We start from the raw sequence: 13,643 nt of genomic DNA, 5'->3' as shown, positions 1-13,643 counted from the left end.
GAGCAGTCTTAAAGCGATTAGGATTGATGAGGGTTGTCGAAATTGATTTTTTTGTCGATGATGTATTCGGGGCGGTTCTTGGTCTCGTCGAAGATGTTGCCGATGTATTCGCCCAGAATACCGATGGTAAACAGTTGTACGCCACCCAGGAAGACGATGGTGATGATGGTTGAGGACCAGCCGGGGACAATCGACTCTTTGCCCGAGAGGTACATGACGAATACCCAGATGGCAAAGGCCAGGGCGATGAAAATCGACAGGGTACCCAGCGAGATGGCCAGTTTGAGCGGTTTTTTGGAGAAGCCGAAAATCCCGGCCGAGGCGAGCGAAAACATTTTGCGCACCGAGTACTTGGTCTTTCCGGCGGCTCGCTCGTTGCGGTCGTAGTAGAATGGAGTCTGCTTGAATCCCATCCAGCTGAAAAGTCCCCGCAGGTATTTGTGTTTTTCGGGGAACTGTTTGAAGGCTTCGAGTACCTTGCGGTCGATGAGCCGGAAGTCGCCGGTATCGACAGGGAAGGTATAGTCCGACAGCGAGTTGAGCATGCGGTAGTAGAGTTTGGCCGTGAATTTTTTCATAAAGGTTTCGCCCTTGCGCTTGTTCCGCACGGCATAGACCACGTTGCTGCCCTCCCTCAAATAGGTCTCGATCATTTGGGGAATAACCTCGGGTGGGTCTTGCAAGTCAACATCGATGATGACGGTCACATCTCCCGTGCAGTTGTGCAGGCCGGCACTCACCGCATTCTGGTGGCCGAAGTTCCGCGAGAACGACAGTACCTTGGTGTGGGGGTCGTTCTGGGCAAAGCCGAGCAGCAGCTCTTCGGTGCGGTCTTTACTGCCATCGTTGACAAAGATGAGCTCATAATCATAGGGCGTACTGCTCATGACCTGGGAGAAGCGCTTGTGAGAGAGGGGAAGAACCTCCTCTTCGTTGTAGCAGGGAATGACGACAGATACTTTCATGGCCTATATCCTTTTTCTATTTTTTGAACGTGATGCATTTATTCAAGGCAAAGTTGCACAGCGTATAGACTACCATGCTCACCAGTTGAGCCCAGGTGTCGGCCATGTGCAGGACCTCTACCAGCAGAAGCAATGCAACGAACTGTATGCCGTAACAGATTCCGAAACTGACGAGAAACAGCACGGCTTCGCGCATAAAATTACTATTTAATTTCTTAAATACCCACAGTTTGCTCCAAAAGAAACTGTTGATGACTCCGGCTATGTAGCCCGCCAGATTGGCGGCGGTGTATTTTACATGAAGCAACTCCTGTAAAATATAGATGACGATGAGGGTGATGAGGGTGTTGATGACCCCCACGATACCGAAGCGCACGAGTTGCCACAGGGTATTTTTATCGTATTTTTTAAGTGATTCCCACATGGTGCGAGGTTATTTGAGAGTGGGCTTGTCGTCGCTCTCGTCTTTCAAGGCGGGTAACGACCAGTGGAATTTCACGGCCAACAGTCTGACGGCCACAACCGATATGCCGCAAATCGACTGGTTGGTAATGCTGTTAAACCCCATCTTTTGTCCCAGATAGAACATGATGCCTCCCGCTACACATGCCAAGGCATAGATGTCTTTGCGGAAGAGGAGCGGCTCTTCGTTGATGAGAATATCGCGTATGATGCTGCCCACCGAGCCGGTGATCGTACCCATGACGATGGCTACCCAGAAGGGGAAGCCGAACATGAGCGTCTTCTCTACACCTACTACTACAAACAGGGCCAATCCGATGGTATCGAAGATAAAAAACGTATTTTCGAGCTTGACCAGATATTGCTTGAATATGATGACAAAGATGAGAGCCACGGCCGTGACGGCGAGGTAACTGCCGTTGATCATCCAGAAAGGAGTGGCATTGAGCAACACATCGCGGGTGGTACCTCCGCCAATGGCGGTGACCAGTCCCACGGCATAAGCGCCGAACCAGTCGAAACGCTTGGCGGCGGCAAGCCTGATTCCGCTGATGGCAAACGCCAGCGTTCCCACGATTTCCAGTATGGTGGCAAATGTCGTATTCATAATACGTCTACTCGATAAGTAAGAATGCAAAGTTACTATTTTTTGTGAGATTCGGTGCTTTTCGGGGCCGCTATGTTTTTGTGGTGTGAAATAAGAGGTAGCCCGAATTTTTATGAGAATAAAAGTGTACCTTTGTCTTCACAAATTATATAGAATGAAAAAGCGGCTGCTATTGTTCATCTTCGTTTGCCTGACTTGTGTTTCGCTGTATGCCTCGTCGCCGAAATATGAGACGAGGGCGGTATGGCTCACCACCAACTGGGGATTGGATTGGCCGTCGCGTCCGATACGTCGACCGGCCGATGTGGCCCGGCAGCAACGCGAACTCGTCGATATCCTCGACCGGTTGCAGGCCATGGGCATCAATACGGTCTTTTTTCAGGCCCGCATTCGGGGCGAGGTGTTCTACGCTTCGCAATATGAGCCGTGGGCCGGAGTGTTGAGCGGTGGCCGTAATCCGGGATACGACCCGCTGGCCTTTGTCGTCGACGAGTGTCACAAGCGGGCCATGGAGTGCCATGCCTGGTTGGTCACTTTTCCTGTCGGGTCTAACCGGCAGGTGAGAAAGCAGGGGCGCACCTCGATGGTGGCCCGTCACCGGTCGTGGTGCAAACAGTCGGCCGGCGAGTGGTTTCTCGACCCCGGTAATCCCGAGGTGCGCAGCTATCTCACCGATTTGGTGAGCGAGGTAGTCTCCAAATACGATGTCGACGGTATCCATCTCGACTACGTGCGTTATCCCGATGATGCCCGACGCTTCCCCGATGCCGATTCGTTCCGGAGATGGGGGACGGGTGCTACTTCTCGGACCCGTTGGCGCGAGCAGAACATTACGGCCACGGTTACAGCCATTTACGACGAGGTGAAGCGGTTGAAACCGTGGGTCAAGGTGAGCAGTTCGCCACTGGGACGCTATGCCTCGCTGCCGGGATTCCCGGCTTCGTGGAGCTGCATGGAGGCGGTGCATCAGAATCCCAAGCATTGGTTGCAGGCGGGGAAGCACGATTTTATCGCCCCCATGATGTATTTCAAGGAAGAGAATTTCTATCCGTTTTTATACGATTGGGCCGAAGCATGTCCGGCGGGGAGTGTGGCCAGCGGTATCGGTGTCTATCGGCTCGACCGGGTCAACGGCAACTGGTCGCTCGACGAGATAATACGTCAAATCGAGACTACCCGGCAAGTGGGGGTGGGGCAAGCCTATTTCCGCTATGGAAATCTGTACCGGCATACTGTTTTGAGTCAGTGGCTCACGGCGTGGTTTTACCGGTATCCGGCATTGACGCCGCGCTGCGTGGGTGCTCCCGTGCGGAAGGTCGAGGCCCCTTCCTCGTTGCAGGTCGAACGTCTGGCAGGAAAGAGCCTCCTTTCGTGGCAGCCGGTTGACGAGGCTTTCACCTATATCGTCTACGCTACCGACGATTCGTTGCAGGTCGATGCCGGTGAACAGATAGCCGCCGTGGTTCCTCGAACCGACCGGGAGTGGATATTGCCCGCAACCTATCGGCACTATGCCGTCGTGGCTCGTGACCGATACGGCAATGAAAGTCGGCCCGCCGTGTGGAGCGCTCCCGAGATAGAGATTGGAAAATATGAAATAAAATTATATAAGTAACAAAAACAAGAAAAACATGTATCCGTTGAAATTTGAAGACATTCTCCGTCCCATCATTTGGGGTGGCGATGAGATCAGCCGGTTCAAACAGCTGCCCGAGATTCATGCCGGTATTGGCGAGAGTTGGGAGATTTCCCAGGTAGGTGACCGCATTTCGGTCGTAAGCGAAGGAGCCGACAAGGGCAAGAACCTGACCGAACTGATTCAACGCGACGGTGCCGCTCTGCTGGGCAAACATGTGGCCGAGCACTATGGCGAGAAATTCCCGTTGCTGATTAAGTTTATCGATGCCCGCGATAATCTCTCGATTCAGGTACACCCCAACGACGAGTTGGCCAAGGCTCGCCACAACTCGTTCGGAAAGACCGAGATGTGGTATGTCATCGATGCCAAACCGGGAGCCGGCCTCTATTCGGGATTCTCGAAGCAGATTACTCCCGAGGAGTATGTAGAGCGCATCAAGAACAACACCATTACCGATGTACTGCAATTCCACCAGGTGAAGAGCGGTGATGTGTTCTTCTTGCCGGCCGGACGTATTCATGCCATTTGCAAAGGTATCCTGATTGCCGAGATTCAACAGAGCTCCGACATTACCTATCGCATCTACGACTACGACCGTCGCGATGCCCAGGGAAATCCCCGCGAGCTGCATGTGGAGCAGTCGATCGATGCCGTTGACTTCAAACTGTATGACAACTTGCGCACCTCGTATGAGGCTCGCAACAACGAGGCGGTCAATCTGGTGACCTGTCCCTATTTCCAGACCAACCTCATTGAGGTAGACCGCAGTGTGAAACGCCCTGTGGCTGCTCACGATTCGTTTGTAATCTATATGTGTATGGGGGGCAAAATCCGTATGACCGACAATAACGATTATGCTATTGAGTTGCATCAGGGGCAGACCACTTTGGTACCTGCATCGCTCGAGAGTGTGACCATCGAGGCCGAGTCGCCAGCCAAACTACTCGAATGCTATATTCCGGCTCAGCAATAAGAAGTCGAGAATCGTGATGATAAAAAACGCCGGAGGATTTTCCTCCGGCGTTTTTTATTTATAGGTATGATGCTCTCTATTCTTCGGTTGCGGCCTTACCGCTACGGTTGTAGAATTTGCAGTATTGCCGTATGCCGCATTCCAGACAGTTGGGCTTGCGGGCGGTGCACACATACCGACCATGCAAGATGAGCCAGTGGTGAGCAATGGGAAGCAGAGGCCCCGGTATGTTCTTGACCAGTGTCTTTTCGGTTTCGAGTGGAGTCTTGGAATTGTTGGTGAGCCCGATGCGGTTGGAGACCCGGAAGACATGGGTGTCGACCGCCATCGCCTCTTTGTGGAAGACGACCGAGGCAACAACATTGGCTGTCTTGCGCCCTACGCCGGGCAGCTTCTGCAACTCGTTTACCTCCGAGGGGACTATGCCTCCGAACTCTTCGACCAGCGTGCGGGCCATGCCCACCAGATGCTTCGATTTATTGTTGGGATACGACACGCTTTTGATGTAGGGAAATACCTCTTCGGGGGTGGCCAGCGCCAAAGCCTGAGGGGTAGGATAGGCCTCGAAGAGAGCCGGAGTAACCATATTCACCCGCTTGTCGGTGCACTGGGCCGACAGGATAACGGCAATGAGCAGTTGGAACGGGTCGTGGTAGTGCAACTCGGTTTCAGCCACCGGTCGGTTCTCCTGGAACCACCGGATTACACCTTCGTATCGCTCTTTGGTTGTCATGATGTTACAGAGGTTTTTGTGCGCACAAACTGTATTTGGCCAGGAAGAACCCGCCAAATACGGCGATGATGCTGCATCATTCGGTCGAAAACAAGTAGGACATGTACTCGATTAGTGGGCCGACTCAAACTTTTCGAGGAACCGCACGTCGTTCTCCGAGAACATGCGCAGGTCTTTCACCTTGTATTTCAGGTTGGTGATTCGCTCGATACCCATACCCAGGGCATAACCGCTGTACACCTTGCTGTCGATGCCGCAGGCGTCGAGTACATTAGGATCGACCATGCCGCAGCCCAGAATCTCTACCCAACCGGTGTGCTTGCAGAAGGCACACCCTTTGCCGCCGCAGATGTTGCACGAGATGTCCATCTCGGCCGACGGCTCGGTGAAGGGGAAATAGGAGGGGCGGAGTCGTATTTGAGTCTCGCTGCCGAACATCTCTTTGGCAAAGTAGAGCAAAGCCTGTTTCAAGTCGGCAAAGGAGACATTTTTATCTACGTAGAGGGCCTCTACCTGGTGGAAGAAGCAGTGGGCCCGATAGGAGATGGCTTCGTTGCGGTAGACACGCCCCGGACAGATGATGCGGATAGGAGGCTGTGCATGCTCCATCGTGCGGGTTTGTACCGACGAGGTGTGGGTGCGAAGCAGAATATCGGGCGAACGTTGAATGAAGAAAGTATCCTGCATGTCGCGGGCGGGGTGGTCTTCGGCAAAGTTCAGCGCCGAGAACACATGCCAGTCGTCCTCGATTTCAGGGCCTTCGGCAATCGAGAAACCCAATCGGCCAAAGATGTCGCAAATTTCGTTTTTAACCAAAGAGAGCGGGTGGCGCGAACCCATCGGAATCGGATAAGCCGTGCGGGTGAGGTCGATATTCTGCTCGTCGGAGTGCGTATCTTCAAATTCGCTTTTCAACTCGTTCAGCTTCTCGACAGCTCGCTCTTTCAACTCGTTCAGCTGTTTGCCCACTTCGCGTTTTTGATCGGCAGCCACGCTTCTGAAATCGTTGAAAAGTTGGGAAATTTCACCTTTCTTGCTGAGGTATTTTATACGAATAGCCTCTAAATCTTCTGATTTAGAAACCTTTAATGCTTCGATTTCTTCTCTGATACGTTGGATTTTTTCAATCATACCTGTTACTTCTTAGATTCAAAATGCAAATTTAATAATAAATGATGTCTTGCCGGGTGGATTTGGGCGAAATATTTTGGTCGTATGTAGAAAAAAGGAATAAAAAGGGAAGAGTACGGCCGAAAAATCTCTCTTTATTGCTACATTTGTTACACAAATTCAAACGAGATGGCTATGTCAGTACCTCAGTTTTTGCACCGGATTGAGACCTTTATTGCCGATAACCGACTGTTGGACAAGTCGGCTCCCGTCATCGTGGGGGTGAGCGGTGGAGCCGATTCGGTGGCACTGCTGCACGTGCTGAATCGGTTGGGGTATTCGTGTATTGCCTGCCATTGCAATTTCAATCTGAGGGGTGAGGAGTCGTTGCGCGACCGCAATTTCACGTGCGATACCGTGCGGGAGTGGGGGGTGACCTTCGACGAAGTTTCGTTCGATACCCTGAGCTACGCCCGGGAAAACAGCCTGTCGATTGAGATGGCATGCCGTCGGTTGCGCTACGATTGGTTTGAAGAGAAGCGCCGCCAATATGGGGCGCAAGCTATTGCCGTAGCTCATCATCGCGACGACAGTGTGGAGACGCTGCTGCTCAATCTGGTGCGGGGTACGGGTATTGCCGGGCTCACCTCGATGCGGCCTCGCAACGGCTTTGTAGTGCGACCCTTTCTGCCGGTTTCGAGGCAGGAAATTGAGGCCTATCTGTCGGAACAGCATCTGTTGCACGTGGTCGATCACACCAACTTGGAGAATCTTTACGTGCGTAATAAAATCCGTCTCGACGTGTTGCCGTTGCTCCGCACTATCAATCCGTCGGTCGACCGGGCTATTTATACCACGATGCAGAATCTGCGGGAGGTAGAGCGTGTGTATCGCGATGCCATCAAGCGGCAGCAGCGCGAGGTCCTGGTACGGAAGGAGGGTGAGGTGCGTATTTCCATCGACCGGTTGCGGTTGTTACCGTCGCCGCGGGCCTTCCTGTTCGAGTTGCTTTCGCCATGCGGTTTTGTACCCGACCAAATCGACGAAATCGAGGCGGCTTGCGACGGGGAGTCGGGTCGGGTGTTTCTCGCTCCGGAGTATCGGGTGGTCAAGGATCGGTCGGATTTGATTTTGATTGCACGAGATAAAGAAAAAGAAGAAGTCGGAGCCGACACCGATATTGTGGCAACGATAGCCGAGCCGGAAGAAGTCGGGTCGCTGTTGGCTGGTCGTTTGTCGTACCGATGTGTCGATGCCGGTAACTATGAGCTCCCTCGCGACAAGAGCCACGCCTGTTTCGATCTGGACAAGCTCGTTTTCCCGCTGGTAATCCGCCATTGGCGGCAGGGCGACCGATTCCGTCCTTTCGGCATGAGGGGAAGCCGCAAGTTGAGCGACTATTTCGGCGATTGTAAATATTCTTTAATCGATAAATCCCAGGCGCTACTCTTGTGTTCGGGCGCTACGATTTTGTGGATTTTAGGAGAGCGGGCTGCCGATGGATACCGAATTACCGCCGAAACGAAAAGAATTATCGAATTTAATTATAAAAAATAGTTAAATTACAAACTTAATTTTACAATCTTTGTTTTGTTTGGTAAATCAACCGTATATTTGTTCGGTGAATTGCGTAGTGAAATTTCTGTACGCAATAAATTCAAAAATCCATAATTATATTTGTTCCTTGGGCCAGTGTGCATGTGGCATGCAAGTGGCTTTAATGAATATAAAGTGTAAATCATATTAGCTCTATTCATGTATAATATTTTAGAATTAAACGCTAAGACTCTCGATCAGTTGAAAGCGATAGCCTCCGAAATGGGTATTCAGAAAATCGACGGGACCGAAAAGGAAGATCTTGTCTATAAGATACTCGATCAACAGGCCATCGATATGGCCAGCAAGGCGGCGGCTAATCCGGCTCCCAAGAAGAGAGGACCTAAACCTAAAAAGAACAAAGAGAAAGCGGCTCCCGAGAAGAGTAAGGAAGCCGATGATAAATCGAATGCGACCCCGGCGGTTGCTTCTGCTGCGGAATCGAGCGAAGCCAGTGAGCCGAAGAAAAGAGGTCGTAAGAAGAAGACCGAGGCCAAGGCCGATGGCTCGCAGGAGTCGGAGAAGGCAGCAACGTCGACCGATGTCCCTGAGGTGAAAGAGATTTCGACCATTATCGAAGAGACCGGATTGGCTTCTCACCCGGCGTTGAAGGAGCCGGTTGCCGAACTGTTCGGGCATCTGAAAGAGAGTGCGGCTCAGACCTCGGAACAAGGAGCTACGGTATCTAAGTCTGCCGATACTCCTGCTCAGTCCAATAATAATCAGGGTGGACAGGCCAAACAACGCAAACGTATTCAGAAGAAGGCCATTCCGGTTGAGACAATCGGTGAAACTCAGAATCTGCAGCCGGCACTTCCTTTGACCGATGCACCTGCCGTATCGCAGGGCTCAGCCGATGCCAAGCCGACCGAGAATCAGACGCAGACCCCGCCACAACTGCCGCAACCTGTTCAGGCACAACCCGTTCAATCACAGCCGCACCAGCAACACTCACAGCAAAATCTGCCCCCGCTGCAACCTTCGTCGTTGCAAACCTTCTTCCCGCATAGCGAGAAGCAGCGCTTCGTCCCGCGGGGACAACGGGTGTTCGTTCCGCAAAACCGCAACAACAATAACAATGGTCAAAACCCGTCCCAGCAGCCGGCTCCCGAGCCGAAGCCGGTCGAGAAACCCTACGATTTCGACGGCATTCTCACCGGGGTGGGGGTGTTGGAGATGATGCCCGACGGGTATGGATTCCTCCGCTCGTCGGATTACAACTACCTCACGTCGCCCGACGATGTTTATGTGTCGCAGTCGCAAATCAAACTGTTTGGCTTGAAAACGGGAGATGTCGTAGAGGGCCCCATTCGTCCGCCGCGTGAAGGTGAAAAATATTTCCCGTTGGTAAAGGTGGACAAAATCAATGGCCGTACCCCCGAATATGTTCGTGACCGGGTCCCCTTCGATCATTTGACTCCACTTTTCCCTGATGAGAAATTCGACCTGACCAGTGGAAAATATTGTAACCTGTCGACCCGGGTAGTCGATATGTTCTCGCCTATCGGCAAGGGACAACGCGGATTGATTGTGGCTCCCCCGAAAACCGGTAAGACTGTGCTGTTGAAAGATATAGCCAATGCCATCTCGGAGAATCACCCCGAGGTGTATATGATAATCCTGTTGATTGACGAACGCCCCGAGGAGGTTACCGACATGGCCCGCAGCGTGAAGGCCGAGGTTATCTCGTCGACCTTCGACGAACCGGCCGAACGCCACGTCAAGGTAGCCAGCATCGTGTTGGAAAAGGCAAAACGTATGGTCGAGTGCGGTCACGATGTGGTGATTCTGCTCGACTCCATCACCCGCTTGGCAAGAGCCTATAACACGGTATCGCCCGCATCGGGCAAGGTCTTGTCGGGTGGTGTCGATGCCAACGCCCTGCACAAACCCAAACGCTTCTTCGGCGCAGCCCGTAACATCGAGAACGGCGGTAGCCTCACCATCATTGCCACGGCTCTAACCGAGACGGGCTCGAAGATGGACGAAGTGATTTTCGAGGAGTTCAAGGGTACCGGCAACATGGAGTTGCAACTCGACCGCAAGCTCTCCAACAAACGCATCTTCCCGGCAGTCGACATCACGGCATCGAGCACGCGTCGCGACGACCTGCTGTTGCCCAAGGATACCCTCAACCGCATGTGGATATTGCGCCGCTATCTTTCCGACATGAACTCGATTGAGGCGATGGAGTTCATGAGAGACCGTATGGAGCGCACCTCGTCGAACGAGGAGTTGCTGCTGTCGATGAACGACTAAACTGCTTGAAAGAGAGGGTTATCTCTCGAACCGATAAAGACCCTGGGAGCAAAAAAACTCCCGGGGTTCATTTTTATTAAAACAAAGGAGAGTACAACTCCACCGATAAAATAGCTACCTTTGCCACCCGTTAGGAGAATGTGACCTATGAAGATAAACAAGACCAATGCAGCCCGGCTGCTCGACCGGGAGAAAATAGCTTACGAACTGGTTCCGTATGAGGTTGACGAGAATAATCTGGCAGCTACTCACGTAGCCGAACAGTTGGGTGAGGATATTGCCCAGGTGTTCAAGACGCTGGTGTTGCGGGGCGACAAGCACGGGATATTCGTCTGCGTGATTCCGGGCGATAAGGAGGTCGACTTGAAAAAGGCGGCCAAGTTGTCGGGTAACAAGAGTGCCGAGATGATTGCCATGAAGGAGCTGTTGCCTACCACGGGCTATATTCGGGGTGGCTGTTCACCCATTGGCATGAAGAAAAATTATCCCGTTTATATTCAGGAGAGCTGCCTGTCTCACGACCATATCTATGTCAGTGCCGGTCAACGGGGGTTGCAGATCAAGATCGCTCCGGCCGACTTGATTCGTTTCGTCTCGGCCCAGGTAGGCGATATGATTGATTAGCCGAGAGGCTTGGTATTTCCTGTGAGTAGCGGTTCGAGGAGCTGGAACTCCTGCTCGAAATTGGGGGTGAAGATTCCCCGACCCAGATTTTGGTGTATCTCGTCGATGGGCCAGTAGCGCCCTTCGTCGATTTCTACGGGGTCGATGGTGATCTCTCCGTCATAGCGGGTGTAGAAGGCGTGGACCATTTCGCGTTCGCGAGCCGACTCGAATATGTAGGTGATGGCCGGTTGCGGGGTAAAGCGGGTGATGCCCAACTCTTCACGCACCTCCCGGGCGAGAGCCTCTTCGATGCTTTCGCCATAGTCGACGTGGCCGCCCACGGCCGTGTCCCATTTGCCAGGTTGTATGTCTTTGCTCATCGAGCGCTTCTGTAAATAGAGGTCACCCTGCCGGTTGAGAATGTGCAGGTGGACAACCGGGTGCAGCAGCTTGGAACCGTTGTGGCATTCCTGCCGGGTAGCTTTACCGATTACATTTCCCTTTTCGTCGATTAACGGGAACCATTCTTCGTTACTCATTCTGGTTTGTATTGGAGTGGGGTGTGTAGTTTTGAATGCGTTGGCGCAAGGTCGCTTCGTCGAGCGGAATGCCCGGCTGGTCGAATGGCAGCCGGAAGGTACAGCCTTCGCGCCATCGGCTGCAACCGTAGGCCGTTTTCCCCTGAATCACCTCGCCGCTATGGCATAGCGGGCATACGAGCGGTTGTTTTTCGGTCGGGGGCGGGGTGGGGGTGTCCGAAGCCTCAGCCGTCGGTGTGCTGTCGGCGTTTTTTGCCGCCTTCTTTTTGCGGGGCCTGGTTGCAGTCGCCGGTTTGGCTGCTTTCTTTTTGGGCGCTTCGGGTTGGGGCTCGGCGGCCGTAATGCGGCCCGAGTTATCGCTGAGTACATGGAGCACAATCTCGCTTACCATCTTTTTCAGCTCTTCCAGAAAATCGGCAGCCCGATATTCGTTTCGTTCTATTTTGCGCAATTTGTTTTCCCAGATACCGGTCAACTCGGCCGATTTGAGCAATTCGTCGCGAATCGTCCCGATGAGTTCTATGCCGGTTTGGGTCGCTATAAGGTTCTTCCGCTCCTTGCGGATATAGTGCCGTTTGAACAATGTCTCGATAATGGCCGCCCGGGTCGAAGGCCGTCCGATGCCGTTCTCTTTGAGGGCATCGCGAAGCTCCTCGTCGTCAACCATCTTTCCGGCCGTCTCCATGGCTCGCAGCAGGGTTGCCTCGGTGTAGGGCTTGGGTGGTTGCGTCCACTTTTCGGCCAATGCCGGAGTGTGAGGCCCCGATTCACCCTGGGTAAAGGCGGGCAAGGTGTTTTCACTCTCATCGTTGTTTTCCTCTTCTTTGCCGAAGACGGCGCGCCACCCCGGCGACAGAATCTGTTTGCCGGTGGCCTTGAACTCGATTTGGTTGACATCGCCCAGCACGGTCGTGTTGGCTATGAGACAATCGGGGTAGAATGCCGCAATGAAGCGGCGGGCCACCAGGTCGTAGACCTTACGCTCCTCGGCGGTGAGGTTGACCGCCTTGACGTTGGTGGGAATGATGGCGTGGTGGTCGGTCACCTTGGAGTTGTCGAAAACTTTTTTGCTCTTGGGTATCTTGCCGGTTTTGAAAGGGGCGGTCAACGACTGGTAATCGGTGAGCGCCGCGAGGATACCCGGCACTTTGGGATAGATGTCGTCGCTCAGGAAGGTGGTGTCGACACGCGGGTAGGTGGTGACCTTCTTCTCGTAGAGCGACTGTATGATTTTCAGGGTGTTCTCGGCCGAATAGGAGAACTTCTTGTTGCATTCGACCTGCAAGCTGGTGAGGTCGAATAGCCGGGGCGGAGCCTCTTTCCCTTGTTTGGTAGTGACATCGGTCACGGTGAAGGGGAAGCCTTCGATTTTTTGCAGGAACTCTTTTCCTTCCTCTTCGGTTTGGAACCGGCCTTTGGTGACTGAGAAGGTGGTGTCGCGATAGACTGTCTTTAATTCCCAGTAGGGTTGGGGCACGAAATGTTCTATTTCGAGCTGCCGGTTCACAATCAGGGCCAGGGTCGGGGTTTGTACCCGACCAATGGAGAGGACCTGCCGGTTCTGCCCATATTTGAGGGTGTAGAGCCGGGTGGCGTTCATACCCAGCAGCCAGTCGCCGATGGCTCTCGACAGCCCGGCATAGTAGAGCGAATCGAACTCCGATTGCGGTTTAAGATTCTGAAATCCTTCCCGAATCGACTCTTCGGTCAACGACGAAATCCACAGGCGGTAGACCGGGCATTTGCAAGCCGCCTTCTGCATTACCCACCGTTGAATGAGCTCTCCCTCCTGACCGGCATCGCCGCAGTTGATGACGGCGTCGGCCTTGGCCATGAGCGACTCGATAATCCCGAACTGTTTTTCGATCCCTCGGTCCGCAATCAGCTTGATGCCGAACCGGGGGGGTATCATGGGCAGGGAACGTAGGGTCCACTGTTTCCACAGGTCGGTATATTCGTGCGGCTCCTTCAAGGTACACAAGTGGCCGAAAGTCCAGGTCACCTGGTATCCGTTGCCTTCGTAATAGCCGTCGTGTCGGCTCTTGGCGCCTACGATTTCGGCAATCTCTTTGGCTACACTGGGTTTTTCGGCAACACATACTTTCATGATGACATTCGGCTTTCGTTTTTTTACGAGTGCAAAGGTACACTTTT

The 13,643-nt window shown here is 53.1% G+C and carries 12 protein-coding genes; 5 read left to right on the top strand and 7 right to left on the bottom strand.

What is annotated here, in order from left to right; genetic code table 11:
- Positions 1-17: 17 nt before the first annotated feature.
- From BARVI_RS01560 to BARVI_RS01550, 3 genes are read right to left on the bottom strand one after another with little or no spacing between them, the layout of a single operon-like run.
- Entirely contained in the window at positions 18-965 is a 948-nt protein-coding gene (locus BARVI_RS01560) for a glycosyltransferase family 2 protein (RefSeq protein WP_025277535.1), read from the bottom strand.
- A 16-nt stretch (positions 966-981) separates the two neighbouring features.
- Positions 982-1,389 (bottom strand): GtrA family protein, encoded by a 408-nt coding sequence (locus BARVI_RS01555; RefSeq protein WP_025277534.1) that lies wholly within the window; start codon positions 1,387-1,389, stop codon positions 982-984.
- A gap of 9 nt (positions 1,390-1,398) precedes the next feature.
- Complete coding sequence (locus tag BARVI_RS01550) at positions 1,399-2,034, bottom strand: trimeric intracellular cation channel family protein (RefSeq protein WP_025277533.1); 636 nt, start codon at positions 2,032-2,034, stop codon at positions 1,399-1,401.
- A 154-nt stretch (positions 2,035-2,188) separates the two neighbouring features.
- Here BARVI_RS01550 and BARVI_RS01545 point away from each other — a divergent pair, with 154 nt between their 5' ends.
- Both BARVI_RS01545 and BARVI_RS01540 read left to right on the top strand, forming a co-directional pair.
- Positions 2,189-3,649, top strand: coding sequence for a glycoside hydrolase family 10 protein (locus tag BARVI_RS01545; RefSeq protein WP_198015976.1), 1,461 nt, complete (start codon positions 2,189-2,191; stop codon positions 3,647-3,649).
- Between the two features lie 16 nt (positions 3,650-3,665).
- On the top strand, positions 3,666-4,646 hold the full coding sequence (locus BARVI_RS01540; RefSeq protein ID WP_038534223.1) for a type I phosphomannose isomerase catalytic subunit: 981 nt from the start codon (positions 3,666-3,668) through the stop codon (positions 4,644-4,646).
- 76 nt (positions 4,647-4,722) lie between these two features.
- Here BARVI_RS01540 and nth read toward each other — a convergent pair whose 3' ends face one another.
- Entirely contained in the window at positions 4,723-5,379 is a 657-nt protein-coding gene (nth, locus tag BARVI_RS01535) for an endonuclease III (protein WP_025277532.1), read from the bottom strand.
- Positions 5,380-5,490: 111 nt separating this feature from the next.
- Complete coding sequence (gene pheS / locus BARVI_RS01530) at positions 5,491-6,510, bottom strand: phenylalanine--tRNA ligase subunit alpha (protein ID WP_025277531.1); 1,020 nt, start codon at positions 6,508-6,510, stop codon at positions 5,491-5,493.
- Between the two features lie 174 nt (positions 6,511-6,684).
- Between pheS and tilS the strand changes: the two genes are divergently transcribed.
- The 3 genes from tilS to ybaK all read left to right on the top strand — a co-directional run bounded on the left by tilS (position 6,685) and on the right by ybaK (position 10,968).
- Complete coding sequence (gene tilS / locus BARVI_RS01525; RefSeq protein WP_038534222.1) at positions 6,685-8,046, top strand: tRNA lysidine(34) synthetase TilS; 1,362 nt, start codon at positions 6,685-6,687, stop codon at positions 8,044-8,046.
- A gap of 198 nt (positions 8,047-8,244) precedes the next feature.
- A complete protein-coding gene (gene rho, locus BARVI_RS01520) occupies positions 8,245-10,344 on the top strand; it encodes a transcription termination factor Rho (RefSeq protein WP_025277529.1) in 2,100 nt (699 codons plus the stop codon).
- A gap of 147 nt (positions 10,345-10,491) precedes the next feature.
- On the top strand, positions 10,492-10,968 hold the full coding sequence (ybaK, locus tag BARVI_RS01515; RefSeq protein WP_025277528.1) for a Cys-tRNA(Pro) deacylase: 477 nt from the start codon (positions 10,492-10,494) through the stop codon (positions 10,966-10,968).
- Here the strand turns inward: ybaK and BARVI_RS01510 are convergent.
- Positions 10,965-11,489, bottom strand: a complete 525-nt coding sequence (locus tag BARVI_RS01510) for an NUDIX hydrolase (RefSeq protein WP_025277527.1) — start codon at positions 11,487-11,489, stop codon at positions 10,965-10,967. The genes ybaK and BARVI_RS01510 overlap by 4 nt on opposite strands.
- The gene (locus tag BARVI_RS01505; RefSeq protein WP_025277526.1) at positions 11,482-13,596 is read right to left on the bottom strand and encodes a DNA topoisomerase 3; all 2,115 of its coding nucleotides are present in this window, start codon (positions 13,594-13,596) and stop codon (positions 11,482-11,484) included. Before BARVI_RS01505 ends, BARVI_RS01510 begins: the two co-directional genes overlap by 8 nt.
- Between the last annotated feature and the right edge of the window lie 47 nt (positions 13,597-13,643).

The sequence above is a fragment of the Barnesiella viscericola DSM 18177 genome (genome assembly GCF_000512915.1).
Lineage (GTDB): Bacteria > Bacteroidota > Bacteroidia > Bacteroidales > Barnesiellaceae > Barnesiella > Barnesiella viscericola.
The sequence above is the reverse complement of the archived record's forward strand: the minus strand, read 5'-3'. Positions and strand labels throughout refer to the sequence as shown.

Coding starts and splice junctions, on each gene's coding strand:
- BARVI_RS01560 (WP_025277535.1), bottom strand. CDS start 965: ATGAAAGTATCTGTCGTCATTCCCTGCTACAACGAAGAGGAGGTTCTT.
- BARVI_RS01555 (WP_025277534.1), bottom strand. CDS start 1,389: ATGTGGGAATCACTTAAAAAATACGATAAAAATACCCTGTGGCAACTC.
- BARVI_RS01550 (WP_025277533.1), bottom strand. CDS start 2,034: ATGAATACGACATTTGCCACCATACTGGAAATCGTGGGAACGCTGGCG.
- BARVI_RS01545 (WP_198015976.1), top strand. CDS start 2,189: ATGAAAAAGCGGCTGCTATTGTTCATCTTCGTTTGCCTGACTTGTGTT.
- BARVI_RS01540 (WP_038534223.1), top strand. CDS start 3,666: ATGTATCCGTTGAAATTTGAAGACATTCTCCGTCCCATCATTTGGGGT.
- nth (WP_025277532.1), bottom strand. CDS start 5,379: ATGACAACCAAAGAGCGATACGAAGGTGTAATCCGGTGGTTCCAGGAG.
- pheS (WP_025277531.1), bottom strand. CDS start 6,510: ATGATTGAAAAAATCCAACGTATCAGAGAAGAAATCGAAGCATTAAAG.
- tilS (WP_038534222.1), top strand. CDS start 6,685: ATGTCAGTACCTCAGTTTTTGCACCGGATTGAGACCTTTATTGCCGAT.
- rho (WP_025277529.1), top strand. CDS start 8,245: ATGTATAATATTTTAGAATTAAACGCTAAGACTCTCGATCAGTTGAAA.
- ybaK (WP_025277528.1), top strand. CDS start 10,492: ATGAAGATAAACAAGACCAATGCAGCCCGGCTGCTCGACCGGGAGAAA.
- BARVI_RS01510 (WP_025277527.1), bottom strand. CDS start 11,489: ATGAGTAACGAAGAATGGTTCCCGTTAATCGACGAAAAGGGAAATGTA.
- BARVI_RS01505 (WP_025277526.1), bottom strand. CDS start 13,596: ATGAAAGTATGTGTTGCCGAAAAACCCAGTGTAGCCAAAGAGATTGCC.